Below are 19,224 nucleotides of genomic sequence, written 5' to 3' on the forward strand. Positions count from 1 at the left end.
ATTAATGCAAGAAATTACAGAAACTAAAAAAACATCATTTCTTTCGGGATTAACAGGGCAGATTATAATTGCGATGGTTCTTGGAGCTATTTTAGGAATTATACTGCACAATACCATTTCGCAGGAAGCAGCGCAAGCATTTAGCAGTAAAATAAAAATGCTGGCGACTATCTTCATTCGTTTGGTGCAAATGATTATTTCCCCATTAGTTTTTACGACTCTAGTAGTTGGAATAGCAAAACTGGGAGATATTAAAACGGTTGGAAGAATTGGAGGTAAAGCTATTGGATGGTTTTTTACAGCTTCGTTTATTTCTCTTTTAATAGGATTGTTTTATGTGAATATTTTACAGCCAGGTGTTGGTTTGAAATTGGAACATGTAGATATGGCTGCAGCTTCTGAAGTTACAGGAAAAACGCAAAACCTTTCTTTTGACAATTTCGTTGAACACATTGTGCCCAAAAGTATTGTAGAAGCAATGGCGACTAATGAAATATTACAAATTGTAGTTTTCTCTATTTTCTTTGGTTTAGCAGCAGCATCTTTGGGATCTACTGTAAAGCCCATTATTGGTGCTTTTGATAAATTATCTCATATTGTTTTAAAAATGGTAAACTATGTGATGAATTTTGCTCCAATAGGCGTTTTCGGTGCGATTGCAGCCGTATTCGCTATCAGAGATGCAGAAGAATTGATCATAACTTATTTTAAATTTTTCGGATCTTTTTTAATCGGTATCAGTACTTTATGGATTATACTAATTGCAGTTGGTTATATTTTCTTAAAAGGAAGAATGACAGAATTGTTAAGGCGCATAACTGGACCTTTAGCGATTGCTTTTGGAACAACAAGTAGTGAAGCTGTATTTCCTAAATTAACGGAGGAATTAGAAGGTTTTGGAGTAAAAGATAAAATCGTTTCTTTTATGCTGCCTCTTGGTTATTCTTTTAACCTTGACGGAAGCATGATGTATATGACATTTGCTAGTATTTTTATTGCCCAGTTTTATAATGTGCATTTAGATTTAGGAACGCAGATGGCAATGCTTTTGGTTTTAATGCTTACCAGTAAAGGGATTGCTGGGGTTCCAAGAGCTAGTTTGGTTGTTGTAGCGGCAACTTGCGGTATGTTTGATATTCCGATTGAAGGAATTGCTTTGATTTTGCCAATTGACCATTTTTGTGACATGTTTAGAAGTGCAACCAATGTACTTGGAAATGCGTTAGCGACCTCTGTAGTAGGGCAATGGGAAGAAAATAAAGAATAAATTTTAACACTAAGAATAAGATATTTTTTAACTTAGTGTGCTTAAAAACAATTGAAAAGCTGTATTTTTTTATGAAATACAGCTTTTTTTTATTTTAAAGTGTATATTTGAGAAAATTAGCCGATTAATGCCCCCAATACGGATTTTTTTACTTCTACTTTTTGCACTGAATTGCTGTGCCAATTCGGTATTATCTCAATCTAATTGTAATCAAGATCCTAAACTTGATAAACTTGTAAAAAAAGCACTTTTAAATTTTAGAGAATCTAATTTTGATCAGTCGCTCAAAATTTCTCGAACTGCACTTAATGCAGCTACTTTAGTAAAAGATTATTGCTTGATGTCTCGTTCTTACAATATTATAGCTGCTAATTACAATGAATTAACAGATTATGACAAAGCCATTTTTTTCTACAAAAAGAGTCTTTATTATGCAGACAAAACCACTAACGATTCTTTAAAGAGTAATATCTACAATAACTTAGGCAATATGTATTGCTTTGAAAAGAAACAATTTGATGAAGGAATTCGTTACTATAAAAAATCAGTTGCTTATGCTTTAAAGATTAATGATTTAAAGGAAGTGTATTTTACGAATGTAAATATTGCATGGGCTTATTTTGATGTTGAAAATTATGAGCAGGGTAATTTATTTCTAAAATATATAAACAGTGCTAAGAATAAATATAGTGATGGATCGACAGAAGTTATTGTTGAGATGCTTAATGGAATTTATTTAAGCCATAAAAATGAAAATACCTCGGCAAATACATGTTTTCTAAATGCAATTGAATTAGGAAAAAAGGCACAGGAAAAAACAGATTTAGCAAGTGCTTATTTAGAATATTCAAAGTTTTTGAATAAAATTAATAAACATAAAGAAGCGTATCAGGCTCTAGTTAATTATAATACTGTTTCTGACGATATTTACAGTGTCAAGAAGCTGAAAAAAGCTTCAATTGCGGGAATTGGAGTTGAGTTAGATGAATACAAAAGACAGATTAATAAAATCGAAAATGAGAAAGTTGAACAATCTCAAAGCCTTAAAAAATCGAAAATCATTGTAATACTTTTTGTTCTTATTTCTTTAATACTTCTTTTTTTAATTATCACCTTAGTTAAAAATATCAGGTTCAAAAAAAGACATAATCAAGAACTTTTAAAAGCGAAAGAAATTGCGGAGGAAGCCTCTTTACTAAAAACCCAATTTATTTCTACTATAAGCCACGAATTACGTACTCCTCTTTATGGAGTTGTAGGGATTACCAATATGCTGCTTGAAGAGCATAAAGAGCTTTCCAGAAGCCAGCATCTAAGTTCTCTTAAGTTTTCTGCCAGATATCTTCTTTCACTGGTAAATGACATTCTTCAGATTAATAAAATTGAGGAAAATAAAATTGTTCTTGAGAATCTGACATTCAATATTTCTGACGAAATTACAGTGATAAAAAATTCACTTTCTTTTCTTTCTCAGAAAAATAATAATAGAATTTCTATAGATATTGATCCTGATATTCCAGAATATTTAATTGGAGACAAACTAAGATTATCTCAAATTTTGATGAACTTGGTAAGTAACGCACTGAAATTCACGAAAGACGGACAAGTTGAAATAATCGTTAAGCGCACTAAAGTAGAAGGAAAAATGAATTATTTAGATTTCCTGATTCGAGATAATGGTATTGGAATTGCGATTGTAGATCAAAGTAAAATCTTTGACAAATTTGTTCAAGTGGGTAGAAAGGAAGAGGATTATCAAGGAACTGGACTCGGACTTAGTATTGTAAAGAGATTATTAGGATTATTTGGCAGTACCATTACACTAGATAGTGATCTAGGAAAAGGAACTTCATTTTCTTTCGAAATAGCTTTTGAACACGATCTTGCTAAGACGAAAAGTATTATTGATGAAATTGAGGTTGATTTAACTTCATATGAAGTATATAAAATTCTAGTTGTAGAAGATAATTTAATTAATCAGCTTGTGACGAAAAAAATTATTGAGAAAAATAATTATATCTGTAAAGTGGTTGATGATGGTTATGCTGCGCTTAAAATCTTAGAAGATGAAGTTTTTGACTTGATTTTGATGGACATTAATATGCCGTTAATGAATGGTTTTGAAACGACAAAAAGGATACGTCTTGCGGGAGTAGAAACGCCAATTGTTGCATTGACTGCTTTTGATAAGGATGAAATAACAGATGAAGCATTGTCTTCGGGTATGAATGATATTATAATTAAGCCTTTTGAGCCCGTTAAATTGTTTAAAATAATCAATTATCTTATAAAAGAAAAAAGCGCTGTTTAGTACCAGCGCTTTTTATTTTTCTTTGATGAATTTGATTTTCTTGATTTATGAGCACCACCGCTTCTGTTCGAACTTTTCGGTTTCTCTCCAGCTTCAGGACTTCCGGAATGCCATTGGTAAGGATGGTCTGAAATGGTTTTTACATCCACTTTAATTAATTTTTGAATGTCTTTCCAATAGGGTAATTCATCTTTACCGCAGAAAGAAATTGCAATTCCGCCATTTCCGGCGCGACCTGTACGACCAATACGATGCACATAAGTTTCTGGAATATTTGGCAAATCAAAATTGATTACGTAGGGTAATTGTTCAATGTCAATTCCTCGCGCAGCAATATCCGTAGCAACCAAAACACCGACTTCTTTATTTTTAAAAGCGTCTAAAACTCTTTGTCTTGCATTTTGAGATTTATCTCCGTGAATGGCTTCTGCAGGAATATCTTTTTTACGAAGTGCTTTTACAACATTGTCAGCACCATGTTTTGTTCTCGAAAAAACCAGTACGTTTGATAAATTTTCTTCTTTAATCAAGCTGTATAATAAATTTCTTTTTTCCGTTTTATCTACAAAATAGATACGCTGTTCTACTTTTTCTGCTGTTGATGAAACGGGTGAAACCTCTACTTTTTCTGGATCTTGCAAAAACATTTCGGCTAGTTCGCGAATTGCAATTGGCATTGTAGCAGAGAAAAGCAATGTTTGTCTGTTTTTTGGCGTAAGTTTTACGATTTTTTTGACATCGTTAATAAAACCCATATCCAGCATCTGATCGGCTTCATCTAGAACCAAAGTATGCAGATGATTAAAATCCAGAAAACCTTGTTTATGAAGGTCTAATAAACGACCTGGAGTAGCAACCAAAATATCAACTCCACTTTTTAAAGCATCAACCTGAGGATTTTGAGAAACACCTCCAAAAATAGTCAACTGCGTCAAATTGGTATATTTGGCATAAGTGTCAAAGCTTTGTCCGATTTGAACAGCTAATTCACGAGTAGGCGTCACCACCAATGCGCGAATTTGTTTTGCTTTTTTTGATGAACCTACAATTCGGTGTAATTGATGTATAATTGGGATGGCAAATGCTGCCGTTTTTCCTGTTCCAGTTTGTGCACAGCCAATTAAATCACGACCTTCTAAAACAATAGGAATTGATTTTTCCTGAATAGGAGTCGGATTTAAATAGCCTTCTTCAAATACGGCTCTTTGTATACTTTTTGAAAGTGATAAATCTTCGAATAACATATCTTAAGGATTAAACATTTTAGTTTTAAGTACCAAAATGACGTGCAAAGATAGTTTTATTCGGTTAATCGTTTGTTTGAATTGGCTTTTATTTAGGAAAACGCTTTGTTTTTGAATTTAATGTGACGGTTTGCTTATTCTTTTTCGATGTTTGCTTTAATGAAATCCGTAACCAAATATCCTATCAATTTACCAATTAAATTATTATTTGGAGCATTGTCTAAATCTGGAGCGCCCTCGCAGATATGAAGATAAGCTGCGTTTTTGTGCTCGGCAAAAAAAGAAACAAACTGCCTCAATTCTTCAACAGAAAATCCGCTGATTGTCATAGCACTGCTGGCAATATTAGGAATCGCATCTAAATCAATTTCAATTCCAAAAGCATCATTCTTGATGAAATCCAAAGCAGTAATCATCTCTCTGTTAAAATCTTTTTCTTTTCTGATATTTACGCTGTCGTAAGTATTGTAGCGAACTCTGTCTTCTAATTTTTTAATTATATCTAAAACGCTTTTTGAAGTGTAATTTTCATGTAGGCCGAAAATGAAGTATTTTTTTAGGAAACCTTCTTCGTAAGCATAAGAGAATCCGTTACCACTATGTCTTCCTTCTAAAATTCTAAAATCGGAATGTGCATCAAAATTAATAGCATTTACAGGTTTTCCTTTAGCTAAAGCGGCACCTTTAATGTTTCCGTATGCATTGTTATGGCCTCCGCCAATGATAATAGGCGTTTTTCCCGCTTTAATTATAGTAAAAATGATATGAGATACTTCTTTGTCTATTTTTTCAACCAATTGGCTTAATTTAGAGCGATCATCAATGTCGTTAAAATCAAGGTTTTCTACTTCACGCATTTCATCAGCTACATTAATTTGTCCTAATATAATGATGTTGCTTCCTTTGCAGAATCTATTGTGCTGAATGTTGGCAATACTTTTTATAGCAGACTGCCACGCTGAAGCGGCTCCAGGTCTTCCATAATTGGCACGCACTCCAATGTCTTCAGGAATTCCAAGAAGCACGTATTTAGCTTCACTTTCTTTTAGAAAATTAACTTTGTCAGCTCCTGGAGGGATGACAATCATTTTTTCTCCAAACTTTAATTCACCGCTTCGATGATTTGTGATTTTTGCTAAATCATTTATAGTGAAAGGGATTAATTTCTCCATTAAAAAAATTTATTTTCCAAAAATAATATAATTGTAGAAACTTACGTTATTACCTTATATTAATTCTTAAATTTGTTATTAAAGAAAATTTTTTTAAATATGGAAAACCCAAAGAACAACAATTCAAGTCTAAAAGCGATAATCGCAGTTTTAGCAGTCCTACTGATTGGTAGCTTAGTGTATATTTTTAAATTATCTTCTGATACAGAGGTAGTTAAAACAGAACTTACCACAACTTTGACAGAGAAAGAATCTGTAATGAAAGATTTACAGGAGTTAAAAGCTACTTATGATGCTGCAATTGCAGAAAATACTTCTATGTCTGACGAATTGATCCAAGAAAGAGATAAAGTAGTTGCTTTAATGGATGATTTAAATAAGTCTAAAGGAGATGTTTCTAAATACAGATCTCAAGTTCAGGCAATGCAGAGCAAAATGAAAACTTTGGTTGCTGAAAATGATGAGTTGAAAAAACAAAATGGTGTTTTAACTACTCAAAGAGATAGTACAATTGTGGTTTTAGGAGAATCTAAAAAATACAATGAAGTATTAGTTGGGCAAAACGAAGAGTTAGCTAAAACAGTAGAAAGAGGTTCTAAATTATCTATTTTGAACACAAAAACTGCAGCTTACAAATTAAGAAGCTCAGGAAAACAAATTGAAACTGATAAAGCTAGCCGCGCTGATGTTTTAAAAGTAAGTTTTACAATTGCTGAGAACCAAATTGCAAAATCTGGTGACAAAACGTATTACGTACAAGTTATCGATTCTAAAAATAATGTTTTAGGAGATAAGAAAACAGAAAATTTTGGTGATAACACATTAACTTACAGTTTTAAAACTACTGTGCAATACGAAAACAAATCTGTAAATGTTGTACAAGATTTACCAGGTAAAGATTTCGCAAAAGGAACTTATTTTATCAATGTATTTGATAATGATGAATTAGTTTCTAAAACTAGTTTCAGCTTAAGATAAGCTACCAAAGGGATTAAATACCACTTAGATATTAAAGGTCTGTGTATTTCACAGACCTTTTTTATGAATTATTGTTAGGCTAGAATTTTTCCTTCAATAAAAACGGATTCGATTAAATTGCTTCCAAAAGCATAAGGAATCTGATAATAAGAAGAAATAGGTTTTGTCAAGATTAAGTTGGCTTTTTTACCTTTTGTAATGCTTCCGTGTGTTTCTGAAAGTCCCATGGCGTAAGCTCCGTTTATTGTTGCAGCGTTGATGGCTTCTTCTGGAGTCATTTTCATTTTAATACAGGCCGTTGCCACAACAAAATTCATATTTCCCGATGGAGTAGAACCAGGATTAAAATCTGTGGCTAATGCTACAGGTAAACCCGCTTTGATCATTTCACGTGCCGGCGTGTACGGAATGCTTAAAAAGTAAGAGCAGGAAGGTAAAGCTACGGGCATTGTTTCAGTTCCTTTTAAAGCTTCGATATCTTCATGATTCATAATTTCTAAATGATCGACAGAAAGTGCGTTAAATTTAACTCCTGCCTGAATGCCACCGATAGAGTTGAATTGATTGACGTGAATTTTCGGCTTTAAGCCAAATGCGATACCAGCCTCCATTATTTTTTCAGTTTCTTCCACTGAGAAATAACCGCTTTCGCAGAAAATATCAACGTAATCAGCAAGCTTGTTTTTAGAAATTTCTGGAAGCATTTCATTTATGATTTCGTCCAGATATCCAGCTTTATCTTCTTTGTAATGAGTTGGAAAAGCATGTGCTCCAAGAAAAGTTGCTTTTATTGCTACAGGATAGTTTTCTGAAAGTCTTTTAATAACACGAAGCATTTTTAGTTCACCATCAACTGTAAGACCATAACCTGACTTTATTTCGACAGCTCCGGTTCCTAAATGAATGACTTCTTCTAAACGAACTTTCGATTGTTCGTAGATTTCTTCTTCAGAAGTTTCATTTAATTTTTTGGCAGAATTTAAAATACCGCCGCCACGATTAGCAATTTCTTCATAAGATAATCCATTGATGCGGTCTACAAATTCCTGTTCGCGATTTCCTGCGTATACAATGTGAGTATGGCTGTCGCACCAAGAAGGGAGAACTACTTTTCCAGTTGCATCAATAATTTTATCAGCTTTAATTTCAGGAAGATTTTCCATTGGTCCGAAATCTGAAATAAGATTATCTTCTAAAATTAAGAAAGCATTTTTAATGGTTGGAAGTACTGCCATTTCTGCTCCGGAAACTTTTGCAATTATAGTTTCGCGTACCTGAAGCAGTTCTTGTATGTTTTGGATTAAAGTGATCATTAGAAAGGATTGTTATAAAACACAAATTTCACAAATTATCACGAACTAATTCGTGTAATCTGTGAAATTTGTGTTTTTAATTTTTTTGTATCTGATTTATTCTGTAACTGTTATTTCAAACATTTTGCTCCAGTTTTTACCTGTTACAAAAATAGTTTTAGTTTTAGGGTTGTAAGCAATTCCATTTAATACATCGTCTTTAGTAATGTCGTTCATCGATTTGCGCAGGTCTGATAGATTTAAAATTCCTTCAACAGCTCCATTTGCAGGATTTACAACAGCGATTGCATCTTTAAACCAAACATTTGTGTAGATTTTTCCATCAATCCATTCCAATTCATTGATTGCTTTAATTTTTGTATCACCCGAATATACATTAATATAATCAATCATTTTTTGAGTTGCGGGATCTACTTTCCAGATTTTTTCAGTTCCATCGGTTTGATAAATGTATTTGCCGTCATTTGTCATTCCCCAGCCTTCAATATCTTTTTCGTAATCAAAAGTTTTTTCCAGTTTTAATGTTTTAGCATCGTAGATAAAACCTTTTTTGTTTTTATAAGTCAACTGAAATAATTTACCGTTTATAAAGGTTATTCCTTCTCCAAAGTATTGCTGATCAAGATCAATTTGTTTAAAAACTTTTCCTGTTTTATAATCGTATTTTTTAATAAATGAAGCTCCCTCTTGTCCCGTACTTTCATATAAGGTATCATTATAAAATTCAAACCCCTCTGTAAAAGCCTTTTTATCATGAGGATAAGTATTAACTAATTTATATTTTAATGCTTTTGGCTGTACATCAGAGACAACTTCGATTCTTTTGGTCGCATCAGAAGAATTTCCTCCAAAGTAAACAGTAGCTTTTAAGTATTGGTAGCCTAATTTTTGATCGATTAATTCAAATCTAAATTCTGCAGCACCTTTTGTGCCTCCAATTCTTTGGTCGTTTATGAAGTAGGCAACACTGTCAATTTCTTTGGATTTTGGGTTTAAAATTCCAATTGTAACGGGATCTTTTTGCGTAAAATGTGCTGGAAATGCAGAATCATCGATAGTAAATAAAGAATTTTCACTTTTATTTTTATCTCCGCATCCAATTAATGTGATTCCTAATAAAATGACAGCTAGGAAGTTATGTTTTTTCATAGTTTAAAATTTGAATAATGCAATATACGATGATATTTTTATAGCAGCAAAGCTCTTGCAAAAATATAAAAAGGTTGTATATTTGCACCGGCAAGTCCTACACGACCAGCTCCTGCAGACTCCCCCAGGATGGGAACATAGCAAGGGTACGCGGTTGAGCGGTGCGATGTAGGTCGCTTGCCATTTTTTTTAGAATTAATTTAATTTGTAATCTTCCTTTTAGGAGGATTTTTTTATTTTTACCCCAGCTGAAGTTAGATGTTATTGGTTAGAAGTTAAAAGCTGAGTGCTTTTTGCAACTCAAAAATAAACCCAATTCCAAAAAACTAATAACTCCATAACCCAAAAACTCATAACTCAAAAAAAATGAACAAAGTCGTTTTAATTACCGGAGGATCATCTGGAATTGGAAAATCTATTGGTGAATATTTACAGCAAAAAGGTTTCGTAGTGTACGGAACGAGCAGAAATCCTGAGAAAGTATTAAATTCTGTTTTTCCTTTGATTGCTTTGGATGTTAGAAATGCAGCATCTATTCAGACAGCGGTTTCTAAAATCATTGAAACTTCGGGTAGATTAGATATTGTTATCAATAATGCCGGAGTTGGTATTACGGGACCTTTAGAAGAAATTCCGACAGAAGAAATCCGAAATAATTTTGAGACTAATTTCTTTGGTCCAATTGAGGTTATGAAAGCTGTTTTACCGCAAATGCGTAAACAAAATTCAGGTCTGATTATTAATATTACTTCTATTGCAGGTTATATGGGACTTCCTTACAGAAGCGTTTATTCGGCATCAAAAGGGGCTTTGGAATTGATTACCGAAGCTTTGAGAATGGAGGTTAAATCTTTTGGAATCGAAATTACAAATGTAGCGCCCGGAGATTTTGCAACCAATATTGCTGCAGGACGTTATCATGCGCCAGTGATTAAAGATTCGGCTTACGAAAAAGTGTATAGCGATGTTTTGGCAACGATGAATGATCATGTCGATGCAGGAAGCAATCCAAATGAAATGGCAGAAGCGGTTTATAAAATTATTCAAACTAAAAAGCCAAATGTGCATTACAAAGTTGGTGCTTTTATGCAGAAGTTTTCTATTGTTTTAAAGCGTGCCCTTCCAGATAAGATGTACGAAAAGATGTTAATGAACCATTATAAATTATAAAATTATGGAAAAGTTTACAGAGTATTTGCCAGCTTTTTTTGGTGTTTTAGTTTTACTTGTTGTTTGGTTTGTGGTTCGTAGGATTTTAGGAAGCATAAGTGACAAAATCAACAATTCTGAAAGCTATAAAGAAGATACCTTAAGGGTTTTGGAAGAAATTAGGGATGAATTGAAAGAACTAAACCGAAACAAATAATTTACGGTTTGTAAATATTTTGTGAATTTTCATATAATTTGCAAATTGATTTAGTTTTTGAAATTGTTATTGGCATTGATTTCGTAATTTTGCACCGGCGTTTGCGTGAGGGATAGAGGCGGTATCCTTTTGTGAAGTGAAACGTAACAAAAGATTTAGCCGAAAGCCCGACCCTTGGGGCACGCCCAGAATAAATCAACACAATTTAAATAATATAAATTATGAAATTTTTTATTGACACAGCTAATTTAGCTCAAATTAAAGAAGCACAGGCTTTAGGTGTTTTAGACGGTGTAACAACTAATCCATCATTGATGGCAAAAGAAGGAATCACTGGTAAAAACAACATTTTAAAGCATTATGTTGATATTTGTAATCTTGTAGAAGGTGACGTAAGTGCTGAAGTAAATGCGCTGGATTTTGAAGGAATGGTAAAAGAGGGTGAGGAGTTAGCTGAATTACATGATCAAATCGTTGTGAAACTTCCTATGACTAAGGAAGGTGTTATGGCAGCAAAATATTTTTCTGATAAAGGAATCAAAACTAACGTAACTCTCGTTTTCTCTGTAGGACAAGCGATTTTGGCTGCTAAAGCTGGAGCTACTTATGTTTCTCCTTTCGTTGGTCGTTTAGATGATATTTCTACAGATGGATTGAACTTGATTCAAGAAATTAGAGAGGTTTATGATAACTACGGTTACGAAACTCAGATTTTAGCTGCTTCTGTACGTCATACCATGCATATTGTAAACTGTGCTAAAATTGGTGCAGATGTTATGACTGGACCGCTTTCTGCAATTTACGGATTATTGAAGCACCCATTAACTGATATCGGTTTAGCGCAATTCGTAGCTGATTTTGAAAAAGGAAACAAGTAGTCCTTAAATACTTATAAAATTAAAATCGTCTTTTTTCTAACGAGAAAAGGCGATTTTTTTTACTTTTATATGAATCTTAAATAGTTGAATATGAAAGTACTATTGATTGTATTGTGTTTTTTTGTTAGTTTTTTAATAAACGCTCAGGCAAAAGTGATTACTTCGGTCAATGATGCTGGTGATGTGGCGACTTACGAATTGGATTGTTCTGTGAAATTTCAAAGTCTAGCAAAAGGGCTTCGGTATAATATTACGAGGCATGAGTTTAAAGGTCCCGAAATGAAAAACAGTTACAGACTGCTTTTGGTAATGGATGGTTTTTATTCTAAAACGTTGAATAAAGAAATGACTATTTCGGCCGTTTTAAATGATGGTACTGTTTTGGAAGCTAGAAAAATTATTGAAGATGATGGCTTTTTTGACGGCGCCTGTACTTTGAAAATTAAAGACCCGCAAGCTCTTTTAAAGGCTAATATAGACAAAGTAATCGTTAAGGCAGACAAAGATGTTGTGTATACGATTTCGGATCAAAGTAAGGCTGTTTTTAAAAAGAATCTGGAGAATATTATAAATGCGAAGTGAAAGAGGTAAGATCCTTAGGCTTTGTTTTGGAATAAAAAAAATCCAAATTCCGTTTTTTAAAATTGGAATTTGGATTTTTTTATATTGGATTTTTAATTTTTTTTTTAGTGTCCGCCACCACCGCCTTCAACGTGGTTGATACCTTGTTTTTTTAAGATTTTTGGGCAGTAGAATCCGTAAAATCCTAAGTATGCAAAACCAAGAAGCGGTACTATATAAGAGAAATGCGTCCATGTAATTCCGAAGATTCCTCCTGGGTGAGAAATATCAAAATCGCAGATACTTCCTTGAACTAATGGAATAACTCCACCTCCAAGAATCATCATAATTAGGAAAGAAGAGGCTTTTCCTGTGTTTTTTCCTAATCCTGCGATCGCTAAATCGAAGATAGAAGGCCACATAATAGATAAGAATAAACCTCCTGAGATAAAGAAGAATTTAGCAATTTCTGGATTTGGCCAAACTAAACCTAATACCATCATTAATAATCCTGAAATACCAAAAAGCATTAAAGTTTTTCCAGCATTTTTACCACCAACGAAACTTACAGCGATAAATAGTAAAATCCAGATTGGGTAGATATAAAATGAAGAAACATCGTGTGCTGCAAAAATGTTAGCTCCGATGATTACTCCAAATGCTACAGCAGGAACGATAAATTTAAGTGCCGTGTTTACTAAGTTTGAAGTATTAAATACGTTTACACCACCATTCCAACGACCAATCATTAAACTTCCCCAATATAGTGCTATAAACGGAGCAATGGCATCTTCAAGTACATTTCCAAACTCGCTAGTGTGTAATAGAGCTGGTAAATTACTGATGATCGTTACTTCTGTTCCTACGTAAATAAAAATACCTAACATTCCAAGGTACAATTGTGGGTAATCCAGAATATTAAATTTGCTATGAGGTTCTTTAATAATAGCTTCTTCCTCTTTTTCAGGATCTTCAATTTTAGAGAAGTTCATAAAAATTGCCACAGCAATAAAAGCAAGACCAAGAATAATAAAAGGTAATTTAATATCTTCTAATGAAAGAGCTGTTTTTTTATTGTCACCCATTCCGAATAGAGCAATTCCTAATAAGATAGCTCCAATTGTTGTTCCAAAAGAATTGATACCTCCAGCAAGTGTTAAACGGTGAGCCCCAGTGTTTGGACTTCCCATTTTAATTGCTAATGGATTTGCTACGATTTGCTGGATAGAAAATCCTAAACCAACCGTAAATAAAGCGGTTAAAAAGAAAGGAAAACTTTCCATTGTTGCAGCTGGAATGAATAAAAATGATCCAACAGCAGAAAGAAGTAAGCCCGCTGAAAGTGTTCTTTTGTAGCCGAACTTTTGGAGTACGTCAAGCTTTAAAGAAACTAAAAAGAATATAATTGATCCAACGAAGTACGCTGCATAAAATGCCCACGCTACTAATTGTGATTGTACTTGCGATAACGTAAATACTTTTTTGAATACTGGAATCAGGATATCATTGGCAGAACCAACAAAACCCCAAAAGAAGAACACGATTATCAATGAGATAAACTGCCCCCATTTGGTTTGCACATTTTCTGAACTCATAAGAATAAGGTTAATTTTTTATTTTATTGTTTTTTGAAGACCGTAAATATATTTGTTAGGATTATCAAAAAAAAATAAAAGGGCATAAATAATGTTAAATTTATACCAACGACACTCTTTTTTCAACAAAGTGTTAATTTTAACCTACTTATAAAATGAATTTAAGAAATGAATTATTCTAAAATTTTATTTTTAACATCTTTACTGTAGTTTCTGCCTATCGGAATGTTGTAAGATTGGATCTGAACACGGTTTCCTTCGATAGATTTTACCTTATTTAACGCTATGACATAAGATTTATGTATTCTAAGAAAGCGATCCGCGGGTAATTCTTCGGATAAAGAGGTGAGAGATTTGTGAGTAATATAGGTCTTATCTGGCGTTACAACTTTGATATATTCTTTCATTCCTTCGACAAACAAAATTTCTTCAATATTAATTTTCATCATTTTTTTATCAACTTTAATAAAAATATGAGAATCACCTTTTGCAGTTTCGACTTTAATATTGTTTTTGAGATTGTACTCGGTTGTGATCTTATTGATGCACTTTATAAATCTTGGCAGCGGAATAGGTTTTACTAGATAATCTAATACATCGAGATCATAACTTTCGGCAGCAAATTCTCTAAAAGCGGTTGTGATGATTACTTTGGTTTTGCTTTCTATTAGACTGATCAATTCAAAACCTGTCATCATTGGCATGTTAATATCTAAAAAGACGGCATCAACAGGAGTACTGTTGATAAAATCCAGCGCCTCTAAAGAGTTGTTGAATGTAGCAATAACTTCAAAATCTGTAAAATTGGTAAAATAATTTTGCAGGACTTTGATCGCTAATGGCTCATCATCAATTAACACGCATTTAATCTTCATTATGAGTAGGTATTTGTAGTCTGGTTATGTAGAAATTAAGTTTGGTTTTTTGCTTAAGGCTGAAATTATTTCGGTAAATAAGTTTAAGCCTTTTTTTGGTATTCACTAAACCAATTCCTCTCTTTGGTTTATGATTTTGTGAAATTACAAAATTATTTAAGATTTCAAAATCGAGGGTTTTATTGTCTATGACCTTGCAGTTAATTTTGATTTTTAAATCTCTATTATTTAAACCGCCATGTTTAAACGCATTTTCTACCAATGAAATAAAGATTAAGGGCGGTACAACAACATCTTCAATATTTGATTCTAGGTTTATGGTTACTTCTACATTCTCAAAACGAAGTTTTTCGATTTCTATATAATTCTGAATGTAATCGATCTCCTTTATTAAGGGAACAAATTTGGTTCCTTTTACATCATAAAGAACATATTCCATTAAATTGGAAAGTTTGATAATCACATCTGGAACTTTTTTCGAAGATTCTAATGATAATGCGTATAGATTGTTTAAGGTATTAAAGAAAAAATGTGGCTGAATTTGGTTTTCGAGATATTTTAATTTGATTTTAAACTGATTTTCTCTCAGCGATCTGTTTCTTTCTCGTTCTTTGAGCCAAGTTAAAGTAAGATATACTGAAGATGCCATTGCTAAAACATACAACTCTCCAATACAAACAGCAACAATATGATTGATTTCAAAAGGATGGTATTCTCGATTCGCTTCCGGCCAGATATTTTCAGATATAATGTAATAGGTAAGTGCTGTTTTAAGTAAATAAATTACAAATAAACTCAGCAGTAATAAAAAAGTATACATAATATACTTCTGCTTTAGTACATATTTAGGAACTAAAACAAATAAATTCAGATATACCAAAGGAATAACCAAAGAGAACTCAATCAAGTTCGATTTGAATGCATAAGGATAATCATTAAAGTAAGCTCCCCATCTTAAAAAGTTCAACATAAAATATACGCCCCAAAACCAAATATGATTTTGTAGTTTAATATCAAATCTAACTTTTCGGATTTCTTTCAATTGACTTTTGCAGTTAGGGGTTTTTAGGTTTTTCTTAACAAAGATGAAATATTGTGCAACTTTAAACAATTAAAGGCAAAGTCGCAATTTTTTTGAATAAAATTTCCTAAATAAACTTAAATGGTGTTTTATTTTTTAAATAGAACGTTTTCGTAAAACGCATTATTGAATGATTTATGTCGTTCGTTTAAATTTTATTGTCGTTGGTTTAATTTATTTTTTTTAACAATGTCTTAAGAATAATTTTACTTCATAACTAACAAAATAAAATAAACATGAAAAAAATTTTCTTAATCTTTATGATTGTTTTTACAGCGCAAACAATGTTTGCACAAGTAAAAACTGTCAAAGGTTTGGTAACTGACCAGAAAGGTTTGCCATTACCAGGAGTGACGGTCCTTATTAAAGGAAGTAACAAAGCAAGTCAGTCTGATTATGATGGATTATATACAATCCAAGCATCTAAAAATGATGTTTTGTTGTTTTCTTACATCGGATTTAAATCTCAATCAGTTACGGTAACAGATGCAACACAGCTTAATGTTACACTTGCTGAAGATGCTCAAAACCTTAATGAAGTTGTTGTAACGGCATTAGGTATTAAGAGACAGAAGAAAGAATTAGGTTATGCTGTTCAGGATGTAAAAGGAGACCAGTTAAACAAAGTAATCACTACCAATGTTGCTACAGCACTTTCTGGTAAGGTTGCCGGTGTTGATGTATCTATTCCTGCAACTGGTGTTGGTGGAAGTACTCGTGTTATTATTAGAGGTATTTCTAGTATTGGTGAAAGTAACCAGCCACTTTACATTGTTGATGGTGTGCCAATTGATAACTCAGGATTGAATAATGATCAAGCTGCAACAAGTAAATGGTTTGACGGTAGAGATAGTGGAGATGGAATTTCTAGTATCAACCCAAACAACATTGAAAGTTTAACTGTGCTTAAAGGTGCGGCAGCTGCGGCTTTGTATGGTTCTAGAGCGTTAAACGGAGTAATCTTGATTACTACTAAAAAAGGTAGTAAAGGAGCATTAAAAGTAGAACTTAATAGTGGTGTAAGTTTTGATCGTGTAAATGCTAAATATAGTGATTATCAAACAGAGTATGGTTCAGGTTCTAATGGACTATTACCAGATCCGGCAAGACCTACTGAAGTTTATAGTTATACTACAAGTGCATGGGGACCTAAATTTTCTGAGACTGTAGGACAGCAAACTGTGATATTTGATGGCTCTATGAAACCTTATGCAAGAGTTAAAAACAATATTCAAGACTTTTTTAGAACTGGAGTTACAATGACAAATGGTATCTCTTTGTCTTCAGGAAGTGAAAATGCATTTGTACGTTTTGGATACAATAACTTAAAAAATGATGACGTAATTCCTAATACAGGTTTAGAAAGAAATGATGCAAGCTTAAATGCAACATTAAAATCTGAAAAATTTACTTTGGATGCTAATGTGAACTATATGGTAGAAAACACTAATAATAGACCAGGGTTAGGAGATTCTCCAAATAACGTTGGATATGCTTTAAGTGGTTTGGCACCAAATATTGATCAGGCATGGTTGAAAAACTCTCAGAATCCTGAAACTGGTGATATGTATCAATGGAACAACAATGTGTACTCATTGAATCCTTATTGGATTGTAGACAAAAATCATAATGCAACTAAGAAAAACCGTTTTATGGGTAATGTTACAGGAACATACCAATTAAAAAAATGGATGGGTTTAACTTTTAGAACAGGTTTAGATACTTATACTTTTGACTCTAAAGATTTTATGGAAGGTGGAAACACTTGGCCAGGAAGAGATAATGGTTACTTAGGTTTAGAAGGAATTAAAGTTTCTGAAATGAATACCGATATCATTGCTACTTTTAGTGATATTAAATTAGCAGAAGATTTCACTTTCTCAGGAATTCTAGGTACAGGTAGAAGAGATTTTAGAAGAGAACAAAACTCTAGATTCGCAACTAACATTATCGAGCCAGGAACAGAGTATATTAGTAACTTCTCTAATCAGACAGAAAATGCTCCTTTAGAAACAAAAACAAGAACGAATTCAGTTTATGGTTCTGCAAAATTTGATTACAAAGGATATTTATATGCTGAATTTACAGGTAGAAATGACTGGTTTAGTGTAATTAATAAAGATGCATTTTATCCAGCTGCTTCGATGGGATTCATATTCTCTGATGCACTTGGACTTCAGAGCGATACATTCTCTTATGGTAAGTTAAGAGGTTCTTGGGCACAGGTTTCAAATGCGCCGGGTGCTTACAAAAATGCATTAAATTATACAACTTATTCTTCATATAACGGAGGAAGTGTGGTAAACATTAAAAATACTTCTGCACCAAATCCAAATTTAACATACCAATCTAAAACTGGAATTGAGTTTGGTTTTGAAACGGCTTTCTTCAAAAACAGATTAAGAGCTGATATTACAGTTTACCGCGAAGATACTTCAGATCAAACTATAGATTTACCTTCATCTGCAACATCTGGATATGAATTTATCTCTGTAAATGCTGGTAAGTTACGTAACGAAGGTATCGAGGTGTTTTTATCTGGTACACCAATCAAAACAAAAGATTTTGAATGGGGAATTGATTTGAACTTCTCTAGAAATAAAAACTCAATTGTTTCTTTACATCCAGATATTGATACTTATACTATTTCTGAAGCTCGTTGGGCTGGTGCGGCGATCGTTGCGCAGGTTGGAGGACAATATGGAACTATTATGGGGAAAGATTTCTTAAGAACACCATCTGGAGAAAAAATTGTTGGAGCTAACGGTATGCCTCTATTTACAGATAATAAAGTTGCTTTAGGAAAAGGTCTTCCTGATTGGGCAGCAGGTTTGACAAACCGTTTCTCTTATAAAGGAATTACGCTTCAATTTTTAATTGATATGAAATTTGGAATGGATGTATATTCTATGACAAATGCACTTGCGGCTCAAAAAGGTCTTTTGGATATTACAACAGAAGGAAGAGATGCTTATAATGCAGCAAGAGCTGAAGCTGTTGCAAATGATCCAAACTTTAGCCAGTCTACATGGGTTCCTACTGCTGGTTACGTAGTACAAGGAGTTGTAAATACGGGTACAGCAGAAAATCCAAACTATGTGCAAAATACAAGACCAGTAAATCCTCAAGATTATTGGAGCACTGTTTTCAACAACACACCAGCACCGTTTGTTTATGATGCTTCTTACGTAAAACTTAGAGAGCTAAGTTTAGGATATACAATTCCTGGAAGTGTTTTCGCTGGATCAAAAATTAGTTCAATTTATGTTTCAGCATTTGCTAGAAATTTATTGACTTTTAATAAAGATTTACCAAACGTTGATCCTGAATCTATGTATACTTCAGGTAATGGACAAGGTTTTGAGTATGGTTCTTTACCATTTAGAAGATCGTATGGTTTTAATCTTAAAGTTACATTCTAAAAAATAGAAATT

15 protein-coding genes and 1 other RNA gene are annotated in these 19,224 nt (G+C 33.0%); 9 read left to right on the plus strand and 7 right to left on the minus strand.

All coding sequences use genetic code 11. The features are described from left to right. Positions 1-4: 4 nt before the first annotated feature. Positions 5-1,267, plus strand: a complete 1,263-nt coding sequence (locus GSY47_RS06725; RefSeq protein ID WP_179004974.1) for a dicarboxylate/amino acid:cation symporter — start codon at positions 5-7, stop codon at positions 1,265-1,267. A 127-nt stretch (positions 1,268-1,394) separates the two neighbouring features. Beyond that, complete coding sequence (locus GSY47_RS06730; RefSeq protein ID WP_219071197.1) at positions 1,395-3,578, plus strand: response regulator; 2,184 nt, start codon at positions 1,395-1,397, stop codon at positions 3,576-3,578. On the opposite strand, the gene GSY47_RS06735 is transcribed toward GSY47_RS06730, so the two are convergent. After that, complete coding sequence (locus GSY47_RS06735) at positions 3,575-4,822, minus strand: DEAD/DEAH box helicase (RefSeq protein ID WP_179004977.1); 1,248 nt, start codon at positions 4,820-4,822, stop codon at positions 3,575-3,577. The genes GSY47_RS06730 and GSY47_RS06735 overlap by 4 nt on opposite strands. A 134-nt stretch (positions 4,823-4,956) precedes the next feature. After that, positions 4,957-5,994, minus strand: coding sequence for a formimidoylglutamase (locus GSY47_RS06740; RefSeq protein WP_219071198.1), 1,038 nt, complete (start codon positions 5,992-5,994; stop codon positions 4,957-4,959). Between the two features lie 99 nt (positions 5,995-6,093). On the opposite strand from GSY47_RS06740, the gene GSY47_RS06745 reads away from it, so the two are divergent. Further along, complete coding sequence (locus GSY47_RS06745) at positions 6,094-6,972, plus strand: hypothetical protein (RefSeq protein ID WP_091492999.1); 879 nt, start codon at positions 6,094-6,096, stop codon at positions 6,970-6,972. Positions 6,973-7,046: 74 nt separating this feature from the next. On the opposite strand, the gene hutI is transcribed toward GSY47_RS06745, so the two are convergent. Then, positions 7,047-8,285: an imidazolonepropionase gene (gene hutI, locus GSY47_RS06750; RefSeq protein ID WP_179004981.1), complete on the minus strand. Its 1,239-nt coding sequence runs from the start codon at positions 8,283-8,285 to the stop codon at positions 7,047-7,049. A 96-nt stretch (positions 8,286-8,381) separates the two neighbouring features. Further along, positions 8,382-9,434 (minus strand): glutaminyl-peptide cyclotransferase, encoded by a 1,053-nt coding sequence (locus GSY47_RS06755; protein WP_179004983.1) that lies wholly within the window; start codon positions 9,432-9,434, stop codon positions 8,382-8,384. An 88-nt stretch (positions 9,435-9,522) separates the two neighbouring features. Here GSY47_RS06755 and ffs point away from each other — a divergent pair. From ffs to GSY47_RS06780, 5 genes are all read left to right on the plus strand, one after another. Beyond that, an RNA gene (ffs, locus tag GSY47_RS06760) (signal recognition particle sRNA small type) lies at positions 9,523-9,620 on the plus strand. A gap of 180 nt (positions 9,621-9,800) precedes the next feature. Continuing rightward, entirely contained in the window at positions 9,801-10,604 is an 804-nt protein-coding gene (locus GSY47_RS06765; RefSeq protein WP_179004985.1) for an SDR family oxidoreductase, read from the plus strand. 4 nt (positions 10,605-10,608) lie between these two features. Beyond that, positions 10,609-10,800: a hypothetical protein gene (locus tag GSY47_RS06770; RefSeq protein ID WP_179004987.1), complete on the plus strand. Its 192-nt coding sequence runs from the start codon at positions 10,609-10,611 to the stop codon at positions 10,798-10,800. A gap of 221 nt (positions 10,801-11,021) precedes the next feature. Next, a complete protein-coding gene (gene fsa, locus GSY47_RS06775; protein ID WP_091493007.1) occupies positions 11,022-11,678 on the plus strand; it encodes a fructose-6-phosphate aldolase in 657 nt (218 codons plus the stop codon). Positions 11,679-11,768: 90 nt separating this feature from the next. Beyond that, entirely contained in the window at positions 11,769-12,260 is a 492-nt protein-coding gene (locus tag GSY47_RS06780) for a hypothetical protein (protein ID WP_179004989.1), read from the plus strand. A gap of 104 nt (positions 12,261-12,364) precedes the next feature. Here GSY47_RS06780 and GSY47_RS06785 read toward each other — a convergent pair whose 3' ends face one another. The 3 genes from GSY47_RS06785 to GSY47_RS06795 form a co-directional block, all read right to left on the minus strand. Further along, positions 12,365-13,834, minus strand: a complete 1,470-nt coding sequence (locus tag GSY47_RS06785; RefSeq protein ID WP_179004991.1) for an MFS transporter — start codon at positions 13,832-13,834, stop codon at positions 12,365-12,367. Between the two features lie 173 nt (positions 13,835-14,007). Further along, entirely contained in the window at positions 14,008-14,709 is a 702-nt protein-coding gene (locus GSY47_RS06790) for a LytR/AlgR family response regulator transcription factor (protein ID WP_179004993.1), read from the minus strand. Then, a complete protein-coding gene (locus GSY47_RS06795; RefSeq protein WP_179004995.1) occupies positions 14,699-15,751 on the minus strand; it encodes a sensor histidine kinase in 1,053 nt (350 codons plus the stop codon). Before GSY47_RS06795 ends, GSY47_RS06790 begins: the two co-directional genes overlap by 11 nt. A gap of 275 nt (positions 15,752-16,026) precedes the next feature. On the opposite strand from GSY47_RS06795, the gene GSY47_RS06800 reads away from it, so the two are divergent. Beyond that, the gene (locus tag GSY47_RS06800; protein WP_179004997.1) at positions 16,027-19,212 is read left to right on the plus strand and encodes a SusC/RagA family TonB-linked outer membrane protein; all 3,186 of its coding nucleotides are present in this window, start codon (positions 16,027-16,029) and stop codon (positions 19,210-19,212) included. Positions 19,213-19,224: the final 12 nt, after the last annotated feature.

Origin of the sequence: Flavobacterium quisquiliarum, from assembly GCF_019308285.1 — a bacterium.
Classification (GTDB): domain Bacteria; phylum Bacteroidota; class Bacteroidia; order Flavobacteriales; family Flavobacteriaceae; genus Flavobacterium; species Flavobacterium quisquiliarum.

Coding starts and splice junctions, on each gene's coding strand:
- GSY47_RS06725 (WP_179004974.1), top strand. CDS start 5: ATGCAAGAAATTACAGAAACTAAAAAAACATCATTTCTTTCGGGATTA.
- GSY47_RS06730 (WP_219071197.1), top strand. CDS start 1,395: ATGCCCCCAATACGGATTTTTTTACTTCTACTTTTTGCACTGAATTGC.
- GSY47_RS06735 (WP_179004977.1), bottom strand. CDS start 4,822: ATGTTATTCGAAGATTTATCACTTTCAAAAAGTATACAAAGAGCCGTA.
- GSY47_RS06740 (WP_219071198.1), bottom strand. CDS start 5,994: ATGGAGAAATTAATCCCTTTCACTATAAATGATTTAGCAAAAATCACA.
- GSY47_RS06745 (WP_091492999.1), top strand. CDS start 6,094: ATGGAAAACCCAAAGAACAACAATTCAAGTCTAAAAGCGATAATCGCA.
- hutI (WP_179004981.1), bottom strand. CDS start 8,285: ATGATCACTTTAATCCAAAACATACAAGAACTGCTTCAGGTACGCGAA.
- GSY47_RS06755 (WP_179004983.1), bottom strand. CDS start 9,434: ATGAAAAAACATAACTTCCTAGCTGTCATTTTATTAGGAATCACATTA.
- GSY47_RS06765 (WP_179004985.1), top strand. CDS start 9,801: ATGAACAAAGTCGTTTTAATTACCGGAGGATCATCTGGAATTGGAAAA.
- GSY47_RS06770 (WP_179004987.1), top strand. CDS start 10,609: ATGGAAAAGTTTACAGAGTATTTGCCAGCTTTTTTTGGTGTTTTAGTT.
- fsa (WP_091493007.1), top strand. CDS start 11,022: ATGAAATTTTTTATTGACACAGCTAATTTAGCTCAAATTAAAGAAGCA.
- GSY47_RS06780 (WP_179004989.1), top strand. CDS start 11,769: ATGAAAGTACTATTGATTGTATTGTGTTTTTTTGTTAGTTTTTTAATA.
- GSY47_RS06785 (WP_179004991.1), bottom strand. CDS start 13,834: ATGAGTTCAGAAAATGTGCAAACCAAATGGGGGCAGTTTATCTCATTG.
- GSY47_RS06790 (WP_179004993.1), bottom strand. CDS start 14,709: ATGAAGATTAAATGCGTGTTAATTGATGATGAGCCATTAGCGATCAAA.
- GSY47_RS06800 (WP_179004997.1), top strand. CDS start 16,027: ATGAAAAAAATTTTCTTAATCTTTATGATTGTTTTTACAGCGCAAACA.